The 15,845-nt window shown below is 70.6% G+C and carries 15 protein-coding genes; 5 read left to right on the top strand and 10 right to left on the bottom strand.

Annotated elements, in window-relative coordinates; translation table 11 throughout:
• Window positions 1-28: 28 nt before the first annotated feature.
• The 5 genes from E4099_RS16625 to E4099_RS16605 form a co-directional block, all read right to left on the bottom strand.
• Window positions 29-820 (bottom strand): ABC transporter permease, encoded by a 792-nt coding sequence (locus E4099_RS16625; protein ID WP_135339847.1) that lies wholly within the window; start codon window positions 818-820, stop codon window positions 29-31.
• Complete coding sequence (locus tag E4099_RS16620; protein ID WP_135339849.1) at window positions 817-1,854, bottom strand: ATP-binding cassette domain-containing protein; 1,038 nt, start codon at window positions 1,852-1,854, stop codon at window positions 817-819. The genes E4099_RS16625 and E4099_RS16620 overlap by 4 nt, the downstream gene beginning before the upstream one ends.
• Before the next feature lie 83 nt (window positions 1,855-1,937).
• Window positions 1,938-2,780, bottom strand: coding sequence for a DUF4097 family beta strand repeat-containing protein (locus E4099_RS16615; RefSeq protein ID WP_135339846.1), 843 nt, complete (start codon window positions 2,778-2,780; stop codon window positions 1,938-1,940).
• Between the two features lie 85 nt (window positions 2,781-2,865).
• Window positions 2,866-3,384, bottom strand: coding sequence for a toxin-antitoxin system HicB family antitoxin (locus E4099_RS16610; protein WP_135339845.1), 519 nt, complete (start codon window positions 3,382-3,384; stop codon window positions 2,866-2,868).
• Between the two features lie 475 nt (window positions 3,385-3,859).
• Window positions 3,860-4,465, bottom strand: a complete 606-nt coding sequence (locus tag E4099_RS16605; protein ID WP_135339844.1) for a GOLPH3/VPS74 family protein — start codon at window positions 4,463-4,465, stop codon at window positions 3,860-3,862.
• Window positions 4,466-4,806: 341 nt separating this feature from the next.
• Here E4099_RS16605 and E4099_RS16600 point away from each other — a divergent pair, with 341 nt between their 5' ends.
• Window positions 4,807-5,235, top strand: coding sequence for a hypothetical protein (locus E4099_RS16600; protein ID WP_135339843.1), 429 nt, complete (start codon window positions 4,807-4,809; stop codon window positions 5,233-5,235).
• Between the two features lie 236 nt (window positions 5,236-5,471).
• Here the strand turns inward: E4099_RS16600 and katG are convergent, their stop codons facing one another.
• A complete protein-coding gene (gene katG / locus E4099_RS16595) occupies window positions 5,472-7,706 on the bottom strand; it encodes a catalase/peroxidase HPI (protein ID WP_135339842.1) in 2,235 nt (744 codons plus the stop codon).
• Between the two features lie 237 nt (window positions 7,707-7,943).
• Here katG and E4099_RS16590 point away from each other — a divergent pair, with 237 nt between their 5' ends.
• Both E4099_RS16590 and E4099_RS16575 read left to right on the top strand, forming a co-directional pair.
• A complete protein-coding gene (locus tag E4099_RS16590) occupies window positions 7,944-8,354 on the top strand; it encodes a Fur family transcriptional regulator (RefSeq protein WP_135339841.1) in 411 nt (136 codons plus the stop codon).
• A gap of 797 nt (window positions 8,355-9,151) precedes the next feature.
• Window positions 9,152-9,826, top strand: a complete 675-nt coding sequence (locus E4099_RS16575; RefSeq protein WP_135339839.1) for a hypothetical protein — start codon at window positions 9,152-9,154, stop codon at window positions 9,824-9,826.
• A gap of 62 nt (window positions 9,827-9,888) precedes the next feature.
• Here E4099_RS16575 and E4099_RS16570 read toward each other — a convergent pair whose 3' ends face one another.
• The gene (locus E4099_RS16570) at window positions 9,889-10,248 is read right to left on the bottom strand and encodes a hypothetical protein (RefSeq protein WP_135339838.1); all 360 of its coding nucleotides are present in this window, start codon (window positions 10,246-10,248) and stop codon (window positions 9,889-9,891) included.
• A gap of 146 nt (window positions 10,249-10,394) precedes the next feature.
• Here E4099_RS16570 and E4099_RS16565 point away from each other — a divergent pair, with 146 nt between their 5' ends.
• The gene (locus E4099_RS16565; RefSeq protein ID WP_135339837.1) at window positions 10,395-10,667 is read left to right on the top strand and encodes a hypothetical protein; all 273 of its coding nucleotides are present in this window, start codon (window positions 10,395-10,397) and stop codon (window positions 10,665-10,667) included.
• A gap of 347 nt (window positions 10,668-11,014) precedes the next feature.
• Here the strand turns inward: E4099_RS16565 and E4099_RS34215 are convergent, their stop codons facing one another.
• The 3 genes from E4099_RS34215 to E4099_RS16550 form a co-directional block, all read right to left on the bottom strand.
• A complete protein-coding gene (locus E4099_RS34215) occupies window positions 11,015-11,506 on the bottom strand; it encodes a hypothetical protein (protein WP_245244912.1) in 492 nt (163 codons plus the stop codon).
• A 403-nt stretch (window positions 11,507-11,909) separates the two neighbouring features.
• Window positions 11,910-12,575 (bottom strand): hypothetical protein, encoded by a 666-nt coding sequence (locus tag E4099_RS16555; RefSeq protein ID WP_245244910.1) that lies wholly within the window; start codon window positions 12,573-12,575, stop codon window positions 11,910-11,912.
• Window positions 12,572-13,579, bottom strand: a complete 1,008-nt coding sequence (locus tag E4099_RS16550) for a hypothetical protein (RefSeq protein ID WP_135339836.1) — start codon at window positions 13,577-13,579, stop codon at window positions 12,572-12,574. The genes E4099_RS16555 and E4099_RS16550 overlap by 4 nt, the downstream gene beginning before the upstream one ends.
• 324 nt (window positions 13,580-13,903) lie before the next feature.
• On the opposite strand from E4099_RS16550, the gene E4099_RS16545 reads away from it, so the two are divergent.
• On the top strand, window positions 13,904-15,845 hold a 1,942-nt coding region (locus tag E4099_RS16545), incomplete at its 3' end, for an ABC transporter ATP-binding protein (RefSeq protein ID WP_135339835.1).

Here is a 15,845-nt window from a genome sequence, read left to right as displayed (position 1 = left end):
GGCGGGCCGTGGGGGACCGTCCGCGCGGTCACTTCGGGTCGCGGTCGAACACCGCCTTCGACCAGCGGTAGCCGAGCGCCGCCAGACCCAGGCACCAGACGATGGCGATCCACCAGTTGTCGCCGATGCCGGTGCCGAGCAGCAGCCCGCGCAGGGTCTCGATGGTCGGTGTGAAGGGCTGGTACCTGGCGATCGGCTGGAACCACCCCGGCATCGCGTCGATGGGGACGAAGGCGCTGGAGATGAGCGGCAGGAAGACCAGCGGCAGCGCGTTGTTGCTGGCCGCCTCGGCGCTGGGGCTGACCATGCCCATCCCGACCGCGATCCAGGTGAACGCCAGGGCGAAGAGCGTGAGGAGCCCGAACGCCGCCATCCACTCCAGGGCCGAGGCGTCCGTGGAGCGGAAGCCGATGGCCACGGCGACGGCGCCGACGAGGACCACGCTCATGAGCGCCTGCACCACGCTGCCGACGACGTGCCCGATGAGCACGGAACCGCGGTGGATCGCCATCGTACGGAAGCGGGCGATGATGCCCTCGGTCATGTCGTTGGAGACCGACACCGCGGTGCCGACCAGGGTGCTGCCGATGGTCATCAGCAGGATGCCGGGGACGAGGTACGCGATGTACTCGGAGCGGTCGGCGCCACCGCCGCCGATGCCCGCGCTCATCACGTCGCCGAAGAGGTAGACGAAGAGCAGCAGCAGCATGACGGGCGTCAGCAGCAGGTTCAGCGTCAGGGACGGGTAGCGCCGCGCATGCAGCAGGTTGCGCCGCAGCATCGTGGAGGAATCCCGGACGGCGTGGGACAGCGAGCTCATCGGGCGGACTCCTTGGACTGGTCGGGCTGATGGGACCGGGCGGGCGCGTCGGAGCCGGTCAGGGCGAAGAACACGTCGTCGAGGTCGGGGGTGTGCACGGTGAACTCGTCGGCCTCGATGCCGGCCGCGTCCAGCCAGTCGAGGATGGAGCGCAGCTCGCGCTGGCTGCCGTCGCTGGGGATCCGCAGTGACAGTGCCTCCTCCTCGCGGGCCCCGCCGCGCGGGCGGGGCCGGGCGTGCGGGAAGGGGATGTCGCCCAGCGCGAGGGCGGCGCCGCGGTACGCGGAAGGGTCGGAGAAGCGGAGTCGCACATGTCCCCCGGGGATCAGCCGCTTCAGCTCCTCGGCGCTCCCCTCGGCGGCGATCCGTCCACCGTCGAGGACGGCGATGCGGTCGGCGAGTTCGTCGGCCTCGTCCAGGTACTGGGTGGTGAGGAAGACGGTGACGCCGTCGGAGACCAGCTCGCGGACGATCTGCCACATGTTGTGGCGGCTGCGCGGGTCGAGGCCGGTGGTCGGCTCGTCGAGGAAGATGATCCGCGGGTCGCCGACCAGGGTCATGGCGATGTCGAGGCGGCGCTTCATGCCGCCGGAGTAGGTGGCGGCGGGCTTCTTCGCGGCCTCGGTGAGGTCGAAGCGCTCCAGCAATTCGGCGGTGACCCGCCGCCCCTCGCGCCTGGACAGGTGGTGCAGGTCCGCCATGAGGAGCATGTTCTCCTCGCCGGTGATCAGGCCGTCGACGGCGGAGAACTGCCCGGTGACGCCGATCGCGGCGCGCACCCCGTCCGGTGACCCGGCGACGTCGTGTCCGGCGACCTGGACCTGCCCGCCGTCGGCGGCGATGAGTGTGGACAGGATCTTCACGACGGTGGTCTTGCCGGCGCCGTTGGGTCCCAGCAGCGCGAAGACGGACCCGGCCGGGATGCTCAGATCGATGCCGTCGAGGACGGTCTTGTCCCCGTACGACTTGCGCAGACCGACGGCGGAGATGGCGGCCGGCGACGGGCGACCACCGGAAGGATTGGACGTGGGCATGACAGAAGAGGCCATGGAGCCCTCCTACGCGAAGGATGACGTGACGGGAGAGGAGAGAACGTGCCGGGCCGGTTCCCGCGGGGTCAGGCCCTGGCGCGGCGGATGTCGATGTTGCCGTGCCGGGTGCGGGCGCGGACCTTGACGGCGTCCTCGGTCCCCTCCGGCGCCCCGGACGCGGTGAGCGTGTTGCGCACCTGCCCCAAGCCCGAGCTGACGTCGAGCCAGGCGGCCGTGCCCTCGCGGACGCCGACCTCGATGGCCCCGTAGGAGGTATCCAACTGGACGGTGCCGCGGGCCACTTCGGCCACGCGCAGGGTGCCGTGTGCGGTGGTGGCGGTGACCGAGTCCTCGGCTCGCCGGATGTCGATGTCGCCGTTGGCGCCGCTCACCCGCAGCTCGCCGGTCGCGGCGCCGACGGTCGTGGTGCCATGCGAGTTCTTCAGGACGGCGGGGCCATCGACGAGGCCGACGCGCAGGCTGCCGGAGCTGGTGGTGATCTCGGCCATGCCCTCGATCCGGTCGACGTTGATCGATCCGTGCGAGGCGTGGAGGTGCAGCGGGCCGGTGGCGTCGAGGCGCACGTCGCCGGACGAGGTCTTCACCCGGACCTCACCGAGCCGGCCCTCGCCGAACACCTGGGCCCAGGCGCCGGTCATGTCGACGCGCGAACCCGCTGGCAGTTCGATCGCCACATCGACGGTGCCGGTGCGGCCGAACAGGTTGGACTTGGGCGTCCTGACGGTCAGGGCGCCACTGGAGTAGGTGACCTGGGTCTGCTCGGCCGTCCGCACGTCCAGGTCCTTCTTCGGGTTGCGGGGGCGCACCTCGACGACGGTGTCGAGGCGGTCGGCCGCGGTGAACTGGATGGAACCGGCCTCCACGTGAGCCGTGACCGAGATCGCTGCGGGAGTGTCGAAAGAAGGCATGGCTGTCCCGTCCTCTTGGGTCTTCGGGGCGTCCCCGCTGGTGGGGACGTGGTGTGGGTGTGAAGTGGGGCGAGCGGGGGTGCGGCTAGCGCACCCAGCCCGTGAAGCTCTGTCCGATGCTCTGGCTCTTCTCCGGCGTCCGCGGCCGGGTGCCGCCCTCGACCGCGGCCGACACGGCGCGCACCAACCACGCGTTGACCGACAAGCCCTCGCGGCTCGCGGCCTCCTCGGCGCGCGCCTTGAGGTGGGCCGGCAGCCGGAGGTTGACGCGGGCGGTGCCGCCCTCGTCACCCTCGGCCGGGATCGGGGCCTTGAGCGGTTCGGCGGGCACGGCCGGCGCGGCGAGGGCACCGCCGTCGCCGGGGGGCGGCGTCACGACGAAGTCGGGGTCGAGCCCCCGCAGCCGTACGTCGACCGAACCGGGGGCGAGTTCCCGAGTGATCTCGTCCATCGCGGCGGAGAGCACGTTGAGCAGGGTCAGCCGGGTCGCCGACTCCAGGGGAGCGGTGAGCCTGTCGGCCAGCTCGCGGGCTTCCTCGCCGCCGGCCTCGGCGGCCACCGCGAGTTCGCGGCGGAGGGTCTCGACATACGGGGTGAGGTCCATAGCGCCATCATGGCACCACTATGGCGCCACACGCAAGCCGCGATGGCGCTCCCCCGGTGGCGCCTCCAGGGTGACTGTGCTGACCTGCGGAAACACTAAGAGGGCGAGGCGGACAGGTGCTACGCCACGCGCATCGACACACCCCCGGAGACGCGGAATGGCGCCACCTGGCACCATCTGGCGCCACACGGCGCCATGTGGCACACGATTGGCACCATGGCGCCAATGGGTGGCGCGGTCCCAACGGCTGCGGTGGCGCCAATGGGGGCTGTGCCGTGCGGCCATGGGTGCCGTGCGGCCATGGGTGCCGTGTGGGCATGGGTGCCGCGTGGCACCAGGGAGCCAGCCCGACCGTCCGCCCCAAGGCCGCGCCCCCAACTCCGCGGCGGCTGTCCCCGGGTACGGGGCGACCGAACCCCTCGGCGCCGGAATCCCGCGGAATCACACGGAATCACGCCGGATCACCCGGGGCACGTCAGTCGCCGCGCCAGATGTTGTCGAACGCCGCCTGTTCGACGGCTCGCCGCTGCCGGACGGCCTCCAGCTCCAGCAGCGCCTCACCCACCGCGGCGAGCACGATCTCCACCGCCTCGTCGGCTGTATCCAGGTCCTCCCCGGCCTCATTGCCCCGCATTCCCAGGGCCGTCCCGAGGGCGGCGAGCACGGGCTCCCCCGTCGCCCAGCGCTCCCCCGCCAGGCGGCGTTCCAGCGAATCGGCCAGCGCGGCCTCCCCCGCCCGAAGGGGCATCCAGCGGTGGTGCTCCCGGGTGAGCAGCCCTTCCGCCTCGAGGGCGGTCAGGTAGGCCGAGGCCAGGTCGCGTCCGCGGCGCCACAGCCAGTCCTCGACCGTCTCATGGGGTGCCTCCTGGACAAGCGAGGCAGCGGCCTGCTCCAGCAGGCGGTCGCTCGGCGGCCCCTGATACCCCGGCACGATCCGACCGCCCTCCAGCCCGGCGGCCTCAGCCGTCAGCAGGTCGATCAACTCGGCTCCCGCCAGCGCGAGCGACAGCTCGCCCCGCTCCACGGGTCGGCCGGACTCCGCGTCCATGACCGTGATGATCAAGTCCCGGGGTGTGGTCATGGCAGACTCCGTATCAGGGGCGGCTGTCCTGGGGCCACCGGCAAGCACTCCCGCTGTCCGAGCGAGCGTCCTCGGCCGCTCCCCTGCACGAGCGTACGGAGCGAGGACGGCGGTCGCACCCCGTGAGCCGGCGACCCGTACCGCGCCGCCCGGCGCCACCCCGTACGATCCCGCGGCCCGCCGCCCGGGCCATTCGCGGGACACGGGGATCCGTCGCGCCGACCACCACTCCGACAGGGCCGGTGCGCGAGGCCCGGGGCGGGCCCGCCACGGGCTTTACGCCGCCGCGCTCAGGTGATCAAGCTTCGCCACGTCATGCGCGGACCTCTGAGGGCGGGGCCATGGGGATCCTCACGGCCGCTCGCGCCGGTTCCACCGAGGCCGCTGTGGAGCTGATGGACCAGTGCCTCGTCGCGGACACCGTCGGCACCACCCTGCTCCGGGAATCCCATCAGGCGCGGGGGATCCGGCGCGGCACCGCCAAGGCGGCGGAGCCGGCGGACGGCCTGTGGGAGCGGCTCGCCGCGTACGCGGAGTGGATTCCGGAGCACGAGTACGAGCGCCGGCGGCGGCTGAGCGCCCTGCGCGGGCACACCGTGGACTCGGCCCATCCGCCGACACACCTGCGGCGTCAGCGCCTGCTCCTCGACGCTCCCGCGCCGGCGGCGGTGGTGGCGGACGACGGCAGGGAGCGCCGGATCGGCGCGGAGCTCGACCCGGCCCGCGGCGCCCTGGCCCGTCGGATCCTCGGGCGCGCTCCTGGGCGCTGAAGGCCCTTGGGGAACCGTACGGCGGTTCGGGCGCCCTCTCCGGGATCCTCGCTGGGGACGACTGGGACGACTGGGACGACTAGACCGCCCCGCGCCGGCGCGGAGGGCGCCGCCGGTGGCGGTCGTACGGGCTGGGCGGTGCGGTCGGAAACCGGCCGCACCGCCCAGCCTTCGGGGCCTCGGGGCCCCGGGGCGCTGGTTCCGGGCCGGCCTGGTGGGCCGGCCCGGACGCCGCGTCAGACGCGGGCGAGGTCGAACCGGTCGAGGTTCATCACCTTGTGCCAGGCCGCGACGAAGTCGCGCACGAAGTGCTCCTTGGCGTCATCGCTCGCATAGGCCTCGCAGACCGCGCGCAGCTCGGAGTGCGAGCCGAAGACGAGGTCGACGCGGCTGGCGGTCCACTTGACCTCGCCGGTGGCGGCGTCACGTCCCTCGAAGGTGTGCGCGTCCTCCGAGGTCGGCTGCCACGACGTTCCCATGTCGAGCAGGTTGACGAAGAAGTCGTTGGTCAGCGCCCCCGGGGTGGCGGTGAGGACGCCGAGCGGCGACTGCTGGAAGTTGGCTCCCAGCACCCGGAGACCACCGATGAGGACCGTCATCTCGGGGGCGCTCAGGGTCAGCAGGTTCGCCCGGTCGAGCAGCAGGAACTCGGCCGGCAGCCGGTTGCCCTTGCCCAGGTAGTTGCGGAACCCGTCGGCGGCCGGCTCGAGTACGGCAGCCGACTCCACGTCGGTCTGCTCCTGCGAGGCGTCCACCCGGCCCGGGGTGAAGGGCACCTCGACGTCGAAGCCGGCCTCCTTGGCGGCCTGCTGGACGGCCGCGCTTCCACCGAGCACGATCAGGTCGGCCAGCGAGACGTGCTTGCCGTCGGTCCGGGCGGAGTTGAAGGACTCCTGGATGCCCTCGAGCGTACGCAGCACGTGCGCCAGCTGCTCCGGCTCGTTGACCTCCCAGGTGCGCTGCGGCTCCAGGCGGATGCGGGCGCCGTTGGCTCCGCCGCGCTTGTCGCTGCCGCGGAAGGTGGAGGCCGAGGCCCAGGCCGCCGCGACCAGTTGGGCGATGGTGAGGCCGGAGCCGAGGATCCGCTCCTTGAGGGAGGCGATGTCCGCCGCGTCGATCAGCTCCCCGGTGCGCCGCGGCAGCGGGTCCTGCCACAGCAGTTCCTCGGCGGGGACCTCGGGGCCGAGGTAGCGGGCGATCGGGCCCATGTCGCGGTGGGTCAGCTTGTACCAGGCGCGGGCGAAGGCGTCCGCGAACTCCTCCGGGTTCTCGTAGAAGCGCCGCGAGATCGGCTCGTAGACCGGGTCGTAGCGCAGCGAGAGGTCGGTGGTGAGCATCGTCGGGGGGTGGCTCTTCGACGAGTCGTGGGCGTCCGGGATGGTGCCCGCGCCCGCGCCGTCCTTGGCCACCCACTGGTGGGCCCCGGCCGGGCTCCGGGTCAGCTCCCACTCGTACTCGAAGAGGTTCTTGAAGAACCCGTTGCCCCACTGGGTCGGGGTGCTGGTCCAGGTCACCTCCAGACCGCTGGTGATGGTGTCGCCGCCCTTGCCGGTGCCGAAGGTGCTCTTCCAGCCCAGGCCCTGGTTCTCCAGCGGGGCGGCCTCGGGGGCCGGGCCGATGTGGTCGGCGGGGCCCGCGCCGTGGGTCTTGCCGAAGGTGTGGCCGCCGGCGATCAGGGCGACCGTCTCCTCGTCGTTCATCGCCATCCGGCGGAACGTCTCCCGGATGTCACGGGCGGCGGCGATCGGGTCGGGGTTGCCGTTGGGGCCCTCCGGGTTGACGTAGATCAGACCCATCTGGACCGCGCCGAGGGGGTTCTCCAACTCCCGGTCGCCGGTGTAGCGCTCGTCGCCGAGCCAGGTTGTCTCCGGGCCCCAGTAGACGGCCTCGTCGGCCTCCCAGGCGTCCACCCGGCCGCCGGCGAAGCCGAAGGTCTTGAGGCCCATCGTCTCCAGGGCGACGTTGCCGGTGAGGATCAGCAGGTCGGCCCAGGAGATCTTCCGGCCGTACTTCTTCTTGACCGGCCACAGCAGGCGGCGGGCCTTGTCGAGGCTGACGTTGTCCGGCCAGCTGTTGAGCGGGGCGAAGCGCTGCTGGGCGGATCCGGCGCCACCGCGGCCGTCGCTGATCCGGTAGGTGCCCGCGCCGTGCCAGGCCATCCGGACCATGAGCGGGCCGTAGTGGCCGAAGTCGGCCGGCCACCAGTCCTGCGAGTCCGTCAGCACCTCCGCGATGTCCCGCTTCACGGCCGCGAGGTCCAGGCTCTCGAAGGCCTCGGCGTAGTCGAAGTCCTCGCCGAGCGGGTTGGCCGAGGGGTTCTGGGCCAGGACCTTCAGATTGAGCTGCTCCGGCCACCACTGGCGGTTCCCACCGCCCTGAGTGGGGTGCGGGGCGCGCCCGTGTGCGACCGGGCAGCCCCCTCCGCCCTCCGCCTTCGCGTCTGCGACGTTCACCTCAAGGTTCTCGGACATGGGACATCCTTCCGGACTAGGCGGATCACGGTGCTCGGGAGCCGCTGGCAAGGGAGCGGTCCGGCACGGGCCTCAGGGCTGACGGCCGCGGCCTCGCCGATCGAGCACGCGGTTGTTGTCGGATAGGGCCTTGGTCTCAACTGGAACCGATCCTACAATGGACTTGGTCCAAGTCAATATGGCGACCAAGTCCCTGGGAAGTCATTCGTCAACCGATGCGTGGTGAGGCTGGTGGCCATGAGTGACCTGCTGGAAAGGCTTCGTGGGCGCGGCTGGCGGATGACGCCCCAGCGCCGGGTGGTGGCCGAGGTGCTGGCGGGCGAGCACGTCCACCTCACCGCCGACGAGGTCCTCGCGCGCGCCGCCGCCCGGCTGCCGGAGATCGCCCGCGCGACCGTCTACAACACCCTGGGCGAGCTCGTCGCGCTCGGCGAGGTGGCAGAGGTGGCCATCGACGGCCGCGCCAAGCGCTACGACCCCAACGCCCACCGCCCCCACCAGCACCTGGTGTGCTCCGGCTGCGCCGCCGTCCGGGACGTCCGGCCCGATGGCGACCCGCTGGCCGATCTGCCCGCCGCCGAGCGGTTCGGCTTCACCGTCCTCGAGGTCGAGGTGACCTATCGGGGCCTGTGCGCCGACTGCGCCTGAGCCGGCGCCCGGGCCGGCGCCACCCGCGGCAGCGGATGGCGCCGGCCTGGGTGTTTCGGCCAACCACCGGCCGCCGGGCTCCCGGCGCGGGGCAAGGGTCGGTGTAGGTGTGACCGAGGATCGTAGTAGCTTCGGCACCCTCCCTCATCGGCAGCGGCAGCACCACGTCCCGCAGCAGCATCGCAACGTCGACCGAGGTGTCGGACTGCAGCGTGAGCCGGAAGGCCGGCACCCCATGCGTGTAGAGATCGAGCGCGAGGTTGTGGAGGTAGTTGCGAGCTGACCGTTGACCGGTGGGCAGAGGCTTCTGGGTCTGTGTCGGTGGGCTGGTGCTCTGGCATGATGGGCACCATGACGCAGACCCGAAAGGCCGATGGCACGTAGGCCGCCCGGCGCCATCCGCGCTCAGCGGTGGCCAGCCCGAAGCACGACCTGTCCCGTCCGCCAGATTCCAGGCATTCCCCGCCGAACTCGGGCGGCCATCAACAACATCGAAGCCCGGCACCTTTGGCCCGGTGCTGTTGCTGAGGCCCTGCATCGATACGAGAGTTTCCTCCAGAGACCCGGTCGATACCTGTATTTGCCTTGGGACAACTGTCCCTGCTGCGACCCGGCGGACGCCCGGGACACCCTCGAAGACGCCCTTCGCCGATTGCCGCCCGCAGCGGGGGAGGGCTGCGCAGGATCGTCGCCCGACTCGATGAGGAGTTCCTCCGGCGTACCCTGCCCGATCCATCGGCCGCATCGGTGAGTTCATGGCATGCAGCAGAGTGGTGGCGGCAGCGGATCCGGGAGATATGACTGCTTATCCGCTGCCGGGCAGCGTCCTCCTGGGCCGGGACGAGACGGACGTTGTCGAGCGCGCGCTTTTCATCGCCCTGTACCACCGGCGCTCACCTGCGGACGGCGAGCCCTCGGTGGAAACGTTCCGATCCCTCTTCGACGAGCTTCGTCGCATCAGATCGACGGAACGGCCTCAGGAGCCCGAGTCTCGCTGGCTCGCCGCCGACGGGGTGCAGCTGCAGCACGGGCGGGTGGACCGCGTCCTGATCTCGGGCTCTGCCTGGTTCGCCGCCCGGTCTGCCCTTCTCCTGGCCTGCTTCGACGACACCTTGTGTGAGCACGACTTCCAGACCATCGTGGGCTGGCCACGCAGCGACTTCCATACCCTTGCAGCGCAGTGCGAGGTCCTGGACGCCGAGGGTCTGCGAGCCGAACTCTTCCGTGCCCGGGCACTGGGGGACGGAATCCGGCACCGCAAACTGCTGACCTTCGCGCTCGACCACATGGGCATGAACCCGACCAGCCGGGATGTGGAATCGGTAGAGAGGAGCCTTTCGGAACTGGACAGCACCTGTGACGTGGAGGCTCTCACCGATCTGCTCGCCAGAGCTCAGGCCAAGGCGCTCAAACCTCCGTGCCGCTCCAAGAGGCCGAAGTCTGACCTCCGCGGCCAACGGCCATGCCAATGACGGCCGTTCGTCATGGCTTGCGCCATCGCCCGCCAGCTCGGATTGCGGCTGGCTGGCAATCGTCAGTGTCCAGGACGACCGGTCCGATCGATGCGGGTGACCTTGGTGCTGTCCTCAAAGGCCTCACGCAGGCGGGCGTTGTCCACGGCCAGGTGCTGGATCTGGGCCGCTGCGAAGCGGAGCTTCTCGGTCAGTGACCGGTTCGTCCGGCGGAGCTTGGCGTTCCTGGCGGCAAGGATCGCGTAGGGACTCGGATGTTCCTCCGCCGCGGCGGCGGATTCCGGGTTGGAGCGGGCGGCGGAGATCTCTTTAGCCAGGTCAGCGAAGTGCCGCCGGAAGGTGGTGTTGCTCAGGCCGAGCTTGGTGGCCAGGGCGAGGACGCTCGGCCTGGTACTGGCCCATGACGCGGCGGACGCGGACATCGGTGGGGATGTCGACAGGGCGGCTCATGTGGACTCCAGGGCGGTGGTGCTCTCCAGGAGGAACGCGGTGATCTCCGCGCGGCGGGACTCCAGTCGGTGCCGCAGCAGCGGTGGCAGTGTTGGGCCGGGAGGCCAGACGGCGGGTGATGCGGTCGATCTCGCGCTGCCAGGCCGCGTTTGAGGTGCTTGATCTCGCTGTCGCGAGCGCCGGAGAGGAAGGAAAGGACCAGGTAGCAGGCATCCTGCAGCATACCGGCCAGGGCGGCGAGGCTATCGGGCTCGATGTGGTCGGCCAGGATCGCTGCGATCCACGGCTGGTCGTCGAGGAGACCGCGGATGGGCAGGTCGCCGACGGTCTGCGGGGTGAGTCCCACGATGGCGGCAGCCTCCTCGATCAGGTGTCGGTAGCGGCCGAGTGAGATCGGGCTGCGGCCCAGCACGTTGGCGACCCCGGTGGTGCTGGGCTTGCCGCGCCAACCGGGCAGCGGTCGCCGTGCCGCGATCTGCTCGTCCAGCCAGGCCCGCAGCTGGGCGGGCAGGGCGCCGTAGACGTGTGGCTCTACCGGCGCTGCCAGCGGGGTCCCTCCAGTAGCGGTCCGCCGCGAGGATGTCGGCGGAGAACTCGTTGATGAAGCGCATCGCCCAGACGAACAGCGGCCCGAGTACCTCTGCGCGATCTGCAGAAAAGCCCGCGCCGCCATCACACCCCCCAGATCAGCGAGCTGTCGCGCAGGGGACTGCCCAGATCAACGCCGAGCTCGCGCTGTCAGAGCAGCCGGACGATGTTGGCCCGGCCAACGGAAGGCACGCTGGTCGCGTCCGTCAACGCGGAGAACGTCATCACGCGGCCCTCCCGGCCTCCGATGATCGTCAGCAGCTGATCCCGCGTGCCCAGCAGATCCCTCACCGGCCGACGACGCGACGACAGGTGGTCGAGGACACTCCAGACATGCGGGCGCCAGCCCGCGACCACCGAGTACCGCCAGCCGCAAGCCGCCGCCATCTCCCTGGCCGCCGCGAACTTCAGTGCGTCCTCATCCTTGATCGGCTCCATCGGGCGGACGTCCAACAGCCACATCCCTCCGCCGATCACGGCCAAGTGGTCCGGGATGTGCCGGGAGGACCCGCCCCCGTGCTGGAAGTCCAGTCGGAACGGCTGCGACAGCACCTCCGACGCCCCCACGAAGTCCAGCGCGACCAGCAGCTGCATCTCCTCCAGCGACTCGAAGCCGTGCCCTCTGCCTGTGGACGCCCTCACCTCCAAACCGGGACGATGCCGCTGCTTCGCCCGCCAGGTGAAGCCCCGCGCCGGCCGGGACGGCAGCACCGGAACGTGAGCCATGTCGCGGACCGGCCAGCAGACCTCGCCGGCACCCACCCGCCACGTCGGACTCCACCGCTATATCCAGCCATCCGCAAGGCCGAGTTGATCCCGAAATGCGGCATCCTCGCTGCACGCCGCGACAAGCTCGTCAAGGCGACTCAAGTCCGACCGGATCCTTGCCCTGGCTGTCTCGCTCACTCGCCTACAGCATCACCACCCGCCTGGCGACAAGGCCCGATCTTCGGAACTGACCACAACTGTGACTTAGCGCTGTAAGTTGGCCCCTGTGGCAACCCGAACCCTCAGCGGCGGGACCGAGGGGTTCGGCCTTCGGGAGTCAGGTGCCGACCAGGCCCCATGCATCGAGTCCACCGTAGATATGGGCTCTCAGGCAGTGGGGGGCGCTGAAGCCTGAGGCTTCGCCGCGGTAGATGGCGATGAGCGAGTCCCTGCCCCGCCACCAGGTGTCAGCGAGGCCCTGGACTTCGGGTACCGGCTCGAATCCGTCAAGGTTCAGGTCCTCGACGGCGCTGCCTTTGATCTTCGTGATGGTCTTGGCCCAGTAGCCCGCGTGGCTGGCCAGCGCCAGGGCTTCCACCCATCCCTCCGTGCTGGCGTGCAGCGGTGTCCAGTGGTCAGCGTCGATCCCGAACTCACCTCCTGGCCCGATCATGAACCCGTGGGCCATGGAGATGCGACAGCCGCCGGCCGGGAACCGCCATCCGTTCGCGGCCGAGCCCTCGGGTGCATCGGCTTCCAGAACGCGCGGGCCGCCCTCGTATTCGGGGGCCGGGGGCAGGGCGAGACCGCCCCAGAGCTCTTGAAAGGCGACAGCCCGGTCGATCTCGGCATCCGGAATCCCTTGCTTGAGCCATGCCTCCCGAAAGAGCTTGAGGTCGCGATGTGGAACACGCAGCCCGTGTCCCTCGACGAAGTACCGAGCTCGCCGGCTCAAGCCTTCAGGCGCCTGAGGAATCAGCGGCACTCGGGGGTCTGCCGTCACGGTTGCTGCCTCTCGTATGGAGACGTTGGTGCCGCCGGGTGCGGCGGTGCCGACGGCTGCGGAGCGCTGGACCAACGGACGGGGTCGCCGCCGGGGCCGCCGGTGAGCCAGGAGCCGTCGCCCAGGGGCACTAGCTCGTACGGGTTGCTCGCCTCGACGGTGAATTCGCCGCTGAGGGTGCCCGTGCGTACGTCGACCAGGTGGTAGCGGAACCATTCCTCCTCGTCCTGACTCTCACCGCCCAGGGTGACGATGGCCGTGTCCTCGGTCAGGTAGCCGCCGCTCCATTCCACGAAGGACTCCTCCGGGTCGTAACCGAAGGCTTCGACGGGGAGAGTGAAGAGTACGTCCCCGTTGGGGTGGTCGTGGAAGGCGACGTCCGCCTGCCCATGGTCCACGGTCATGAACTGGTGCCCGGACGGAGCCAGGTCGATCAGGCAGCGGTCCTGCCATGGGTACGTCACGAACTCCGGCTCGCTGTCCGCCCCGCCCGTACCCCGGAGAATGACGGAGCCGTCCTGGCCCTCACCGATGTCGATGTAGATGCTGCCGTCCACGGGATGCAGGTGGTGGAAGGCGCCGTGCCCGACCGTCTCCAGTTCCCGGCGGGCGACAACCACACCACTGTCGGCGTCGTGCACGACCCACTGGTCCCCGCCCCCGCGTCCCGCCATCGCGTCCGGCCGGTAGACCCACACCGTCCGACCGTCCAGAGACAGCGCACAGCCAGGCTGGTGGCCATGGCGTGCGTCAGAGTGCGGTTCGAAGTCCGAGGCCCACATGAGGTCGCCGGCGCGCGTGAGGCAGACGACCCCGTTCAGCGTCGTGTACACGACCCGCTCCAAATCCTGCCGGACCGCCGACGCTACGACCTCCTCGCCATCCCGCGGCTGGAAAACCGCTGCGGGCTCCAACGTCCCGTAGACGCCGGCGCCCACGACGTAGGCGTGGATCCGTCCGTCGCGGAGACGCGTGATGACCTTCGGTGGCGGCTCAGGAACCATGCGCTGAGGCTAACGCCCAGCTCAGGAACCTCAAGAGCCGGGGCGGTGTGCGCCCGAGCTGGGTAGGCACCGGCTAGCTGCAACGCTCAAGGGCCAACGAGAGCACTAAGTCTCAACACAGCGTTACGGAAGCAAGATCCGCCAAGTACTGCGCTCGTCCGCCAAGTAGAAATCTCGGTGGCAGTAGGGCGCACGCCTCACAGGAGGCTCCGTCTCAGGAGTCGGAGAGCGACCGAAACACATGTGTTCGAAATCTCGGCTGTGTCGTTGAGCCTCACGACCCAGCGTTCGCTCTCCCCTGACTCATCCCCTCCTGGAGGTTTGGTGTTCACCTGGCTCAGAAGGCCACCCGGACAGTCGGCGCTCTCCCGCAGTGAACGGCTCCTGTTCAGCGGTGCGCTTCGGCACGACAAGGCGTGGGCGCAGTACGAGAATCCGTTGCTGAGGGTGTCGTTCTGGTCGATGGCCAGGCAGTTCCCGGCGATGATGGCCAGCGTCGCCCGGGCCGCCTGGCGGGAGGACCCCCGGGCCCTGCTCCTGCTGCTCGCGGCGGAGCTGGGCATCGGGTTGATGCGCGCGTTCACCCTGGTGGCCACCAATCAGGTACTGGTCGCGATCTTCTCGGCGGGCCCGACCACCGACCGGCTGACGGACGCGGCCCCCGCTCTGGGGGCGGCCGCCGGGGTGACCGCCGCCGCCTCGATGCTGTCGGCGGTGAGCGTGGCGGCGTCCGGCCGTCTGGAGCCGAAGATCGAACGGGCCTGCACGGCCCGGTACTACCGGGGGCTGGCCCGGGTGGAGCTGGCGACCTTGGAGAACAAGGACGCCCAACGGACCCTGGACGCCGGCCGGTACGGCATCCGTTCCATCCGCTCGATGCTCAACTCGACGATCCAGGTCATCAACACCGTGATCGGCCTGGTCGCGGTGGCCGGGGTCCTGGTCCTGCTGCACCCCATCCTGGTCTTCGCCCTGCTGCTGATCGCGGCGCCGAAGGCCTGGGGCGCGGTGGCGGTGGTCCGGCGGAACTACGCCTCTCGTCGGGCCTGGCTGGACCACGTCCGGGCGACCGACATGATCACCTACCCGCTCGCCCGGCCGGAGGCGGGCCCGGAGGTCAAGGCGCACCGCGCCGGAGAGCTGCTGGTCGGTGCGTACGAGGACATGGCCACCACCGCCGCGCTGGAGAAGCAGCGCCTGGCCTACGCCGAAGCCGGTACCAACCTGCTGGCCTCGGCGCTGTCCGGGGTGGCCGCGCTGGTGGCCTACGGATCCCTGTGGGTGCTGCTGTGGTACGGCAGCATCCCCCTGGCCTCGGCCGGCACCGCGGTGATCGCGGTGCGCACCTCGAGCCAGAACCTCACCGGTCTGGTGATGACCATGAACCGGCTCTACGAGGAGTCGATGTACCTGGCCGACCTGGAGACGGCCTATGAGACGGCCGAGCGCGACGCCATCCCCACCGGCGGCCTCCCGATCCCCCAGGGGCCCGTCGAGGTGCGCTGCGAGGGCGTCTCCTTCTCCTATCCCGGGTGCCGCGAACCCGCCCTGCGGGACGTGTCCTTGACGATTCCGGCGGGCAAGGTGGTGGCCCTGGTCGGGGAGAACGGCTCCGGCAAGACCACGCTGTCCAAGCTGCTGGCCGGGCTCTACCTGCCCTCGCGGGGTGAGGTCTTCGTCAACGGGGTCGAGGTGCGCACCGCCGACCGGGACGCCGTCTTCGACCGGGTGGCCCTGCTGTGCCAGGACTTCCCCCGCTGGTCGATGACCGCGCGCGCCAACGTCCACATCGGCCGGCCCGAGCTGGAGCTGGACCAGGCGCGGGTCGAGCAGGCCGCCCGGGAGGCCGACGCCCTGCGGGTGGTGGACTCGCTGCCCGACCGGTGGGACAGCATCATCGTCAGCGGCTTCGAGCGCAGCACCCAGCTCTCGGGCGGGCAGTGGCAGCGGATGGGCAGCGCCCGGGCCCGGTACCGTCGGGCCCCGCTGCTGATCGTGGACGAGCCGACCTCCGCGCTGGACCCGAAGGCGGAGATCGAGGCGTTCCAGGCCCTGCGGTCGATGACCGACAGCGGGACGACGGTGCTGCTCATCACCCACCGCCTCGCCGCCACCGCGAGCGCCGACCTGATCTACGTACTCGACCGCGGCCGTGTGGTCGAGCAGGGCGGCCACAGCGAACTCATGGCACTCGACGACGGCCACTACCGGACGCTCTACGAGATGCAGGCCGCCCAGTACGCGCAGGCCCCCACCTCCACCTCCC

The sequence above is a fragment of the Streptomyces palmae genome, from assembly GCF_004684805.1.
Taxonomy (GTDB): Bacteria; Actinomycetota; Actinomycetes; order Streptomycetales; family Streptomycetaceae; genus Streptomyces; species Streptomyces palmae.
The sequence above is the reverse complement of the archived record's forward strand: the minus strand, read 5'-3'. Positions and strand labels throughout refer to the sequence as shown.

Excerpts from the sequence above, each read along its gene's own strand:
- E4099_RS16575 (WP_135339839.1), top strand. The coding sequence starts at position 9,152 with ATGACTGCTTATCCGCTGCCGGGCAGCGTCCTCCTGGGCCGGGACGAG.
- E4099_RS16610 (WP_135339845.1), bottom strand. The coding sequence starts at position 3,384 with ATGGACCTCACCCCGTATGTCGAGACCCTCCGCCGCGAACTCGCGGTG.
- E4099_RS16565 (WP_135339837.1), top strand. The coding sequence starts at position 10,395 with ATGCGGTCGATCTCGCGCTGCCAGGCCGCGTTTGAGGTGCTTGATCTC.
- E4099_RS16550 (WP_135339836.1), bottom strand. The coding sequence starts at position 13,579 with ATGGTTCCTGAGCCGCCACCGAAGGTCATCACGCGTCTCCGCGACGGA.
- E4099_RS16615 (WP_135339846.1), bottom strand. The coding sequence starts at position 2,780 with ATGCCTTCTTTCGACACTCCCGCAGCGATCTCGGTCACGGCTCACGTG.
- E4099_RS16590 (WP_135339841.1), top strand. The coding sequence starts at position 7,944 with ATGAGTGACCTGCTGGAAAGGCTTCGTGGGCGCGGCTGGCGGATGACG.
- E4099_RS16625 (WP_135339847.1), bottom strand. The coding sequence starts at position 820 with ATGAGCTCGCTGTCCCACGCCGTCCGGGATTCCTCCACGATGCTGCGG.
- E4099_RS16605 (WP_135339844.1), bottom strand. The coding sequence starts at position 4,465 with ATGACCACACCCCGGGACTTGATCATCACGGTCATGGACGCGGAGTCC.
- E4099_RS16570 (WP_135339838.1), bottom strand. The coding sequence starts at position 10,248 with ATGTCCGCGTCCGCCGCGTCATGGGCCAGTACCAGGCCGAGCGTCCTC.
- E4099_RS16600 (WP_135339843.1), top strand. The coding sequence starts at position 4,807 with ATGGGGATCCTCACGGCCGCTCGCGCCGGTTCCACCGAGGCCGCTGTG.
- E4099_RS16620 (WP_135339849.1), bottom strand. The coding sequence starts at position 1,854 with ATGCCCACGTCCAATCCTTCCGGTGGTCGCCCGTCGCCGGCCGCCATC.
- katG (WP_135339842.1), bottom strand. The coding sequence starts at position 7,706 with ATGTCCGAGAACCTTGAGGTGAACGTCGCAGACGCGAAGGCGGAGGGC.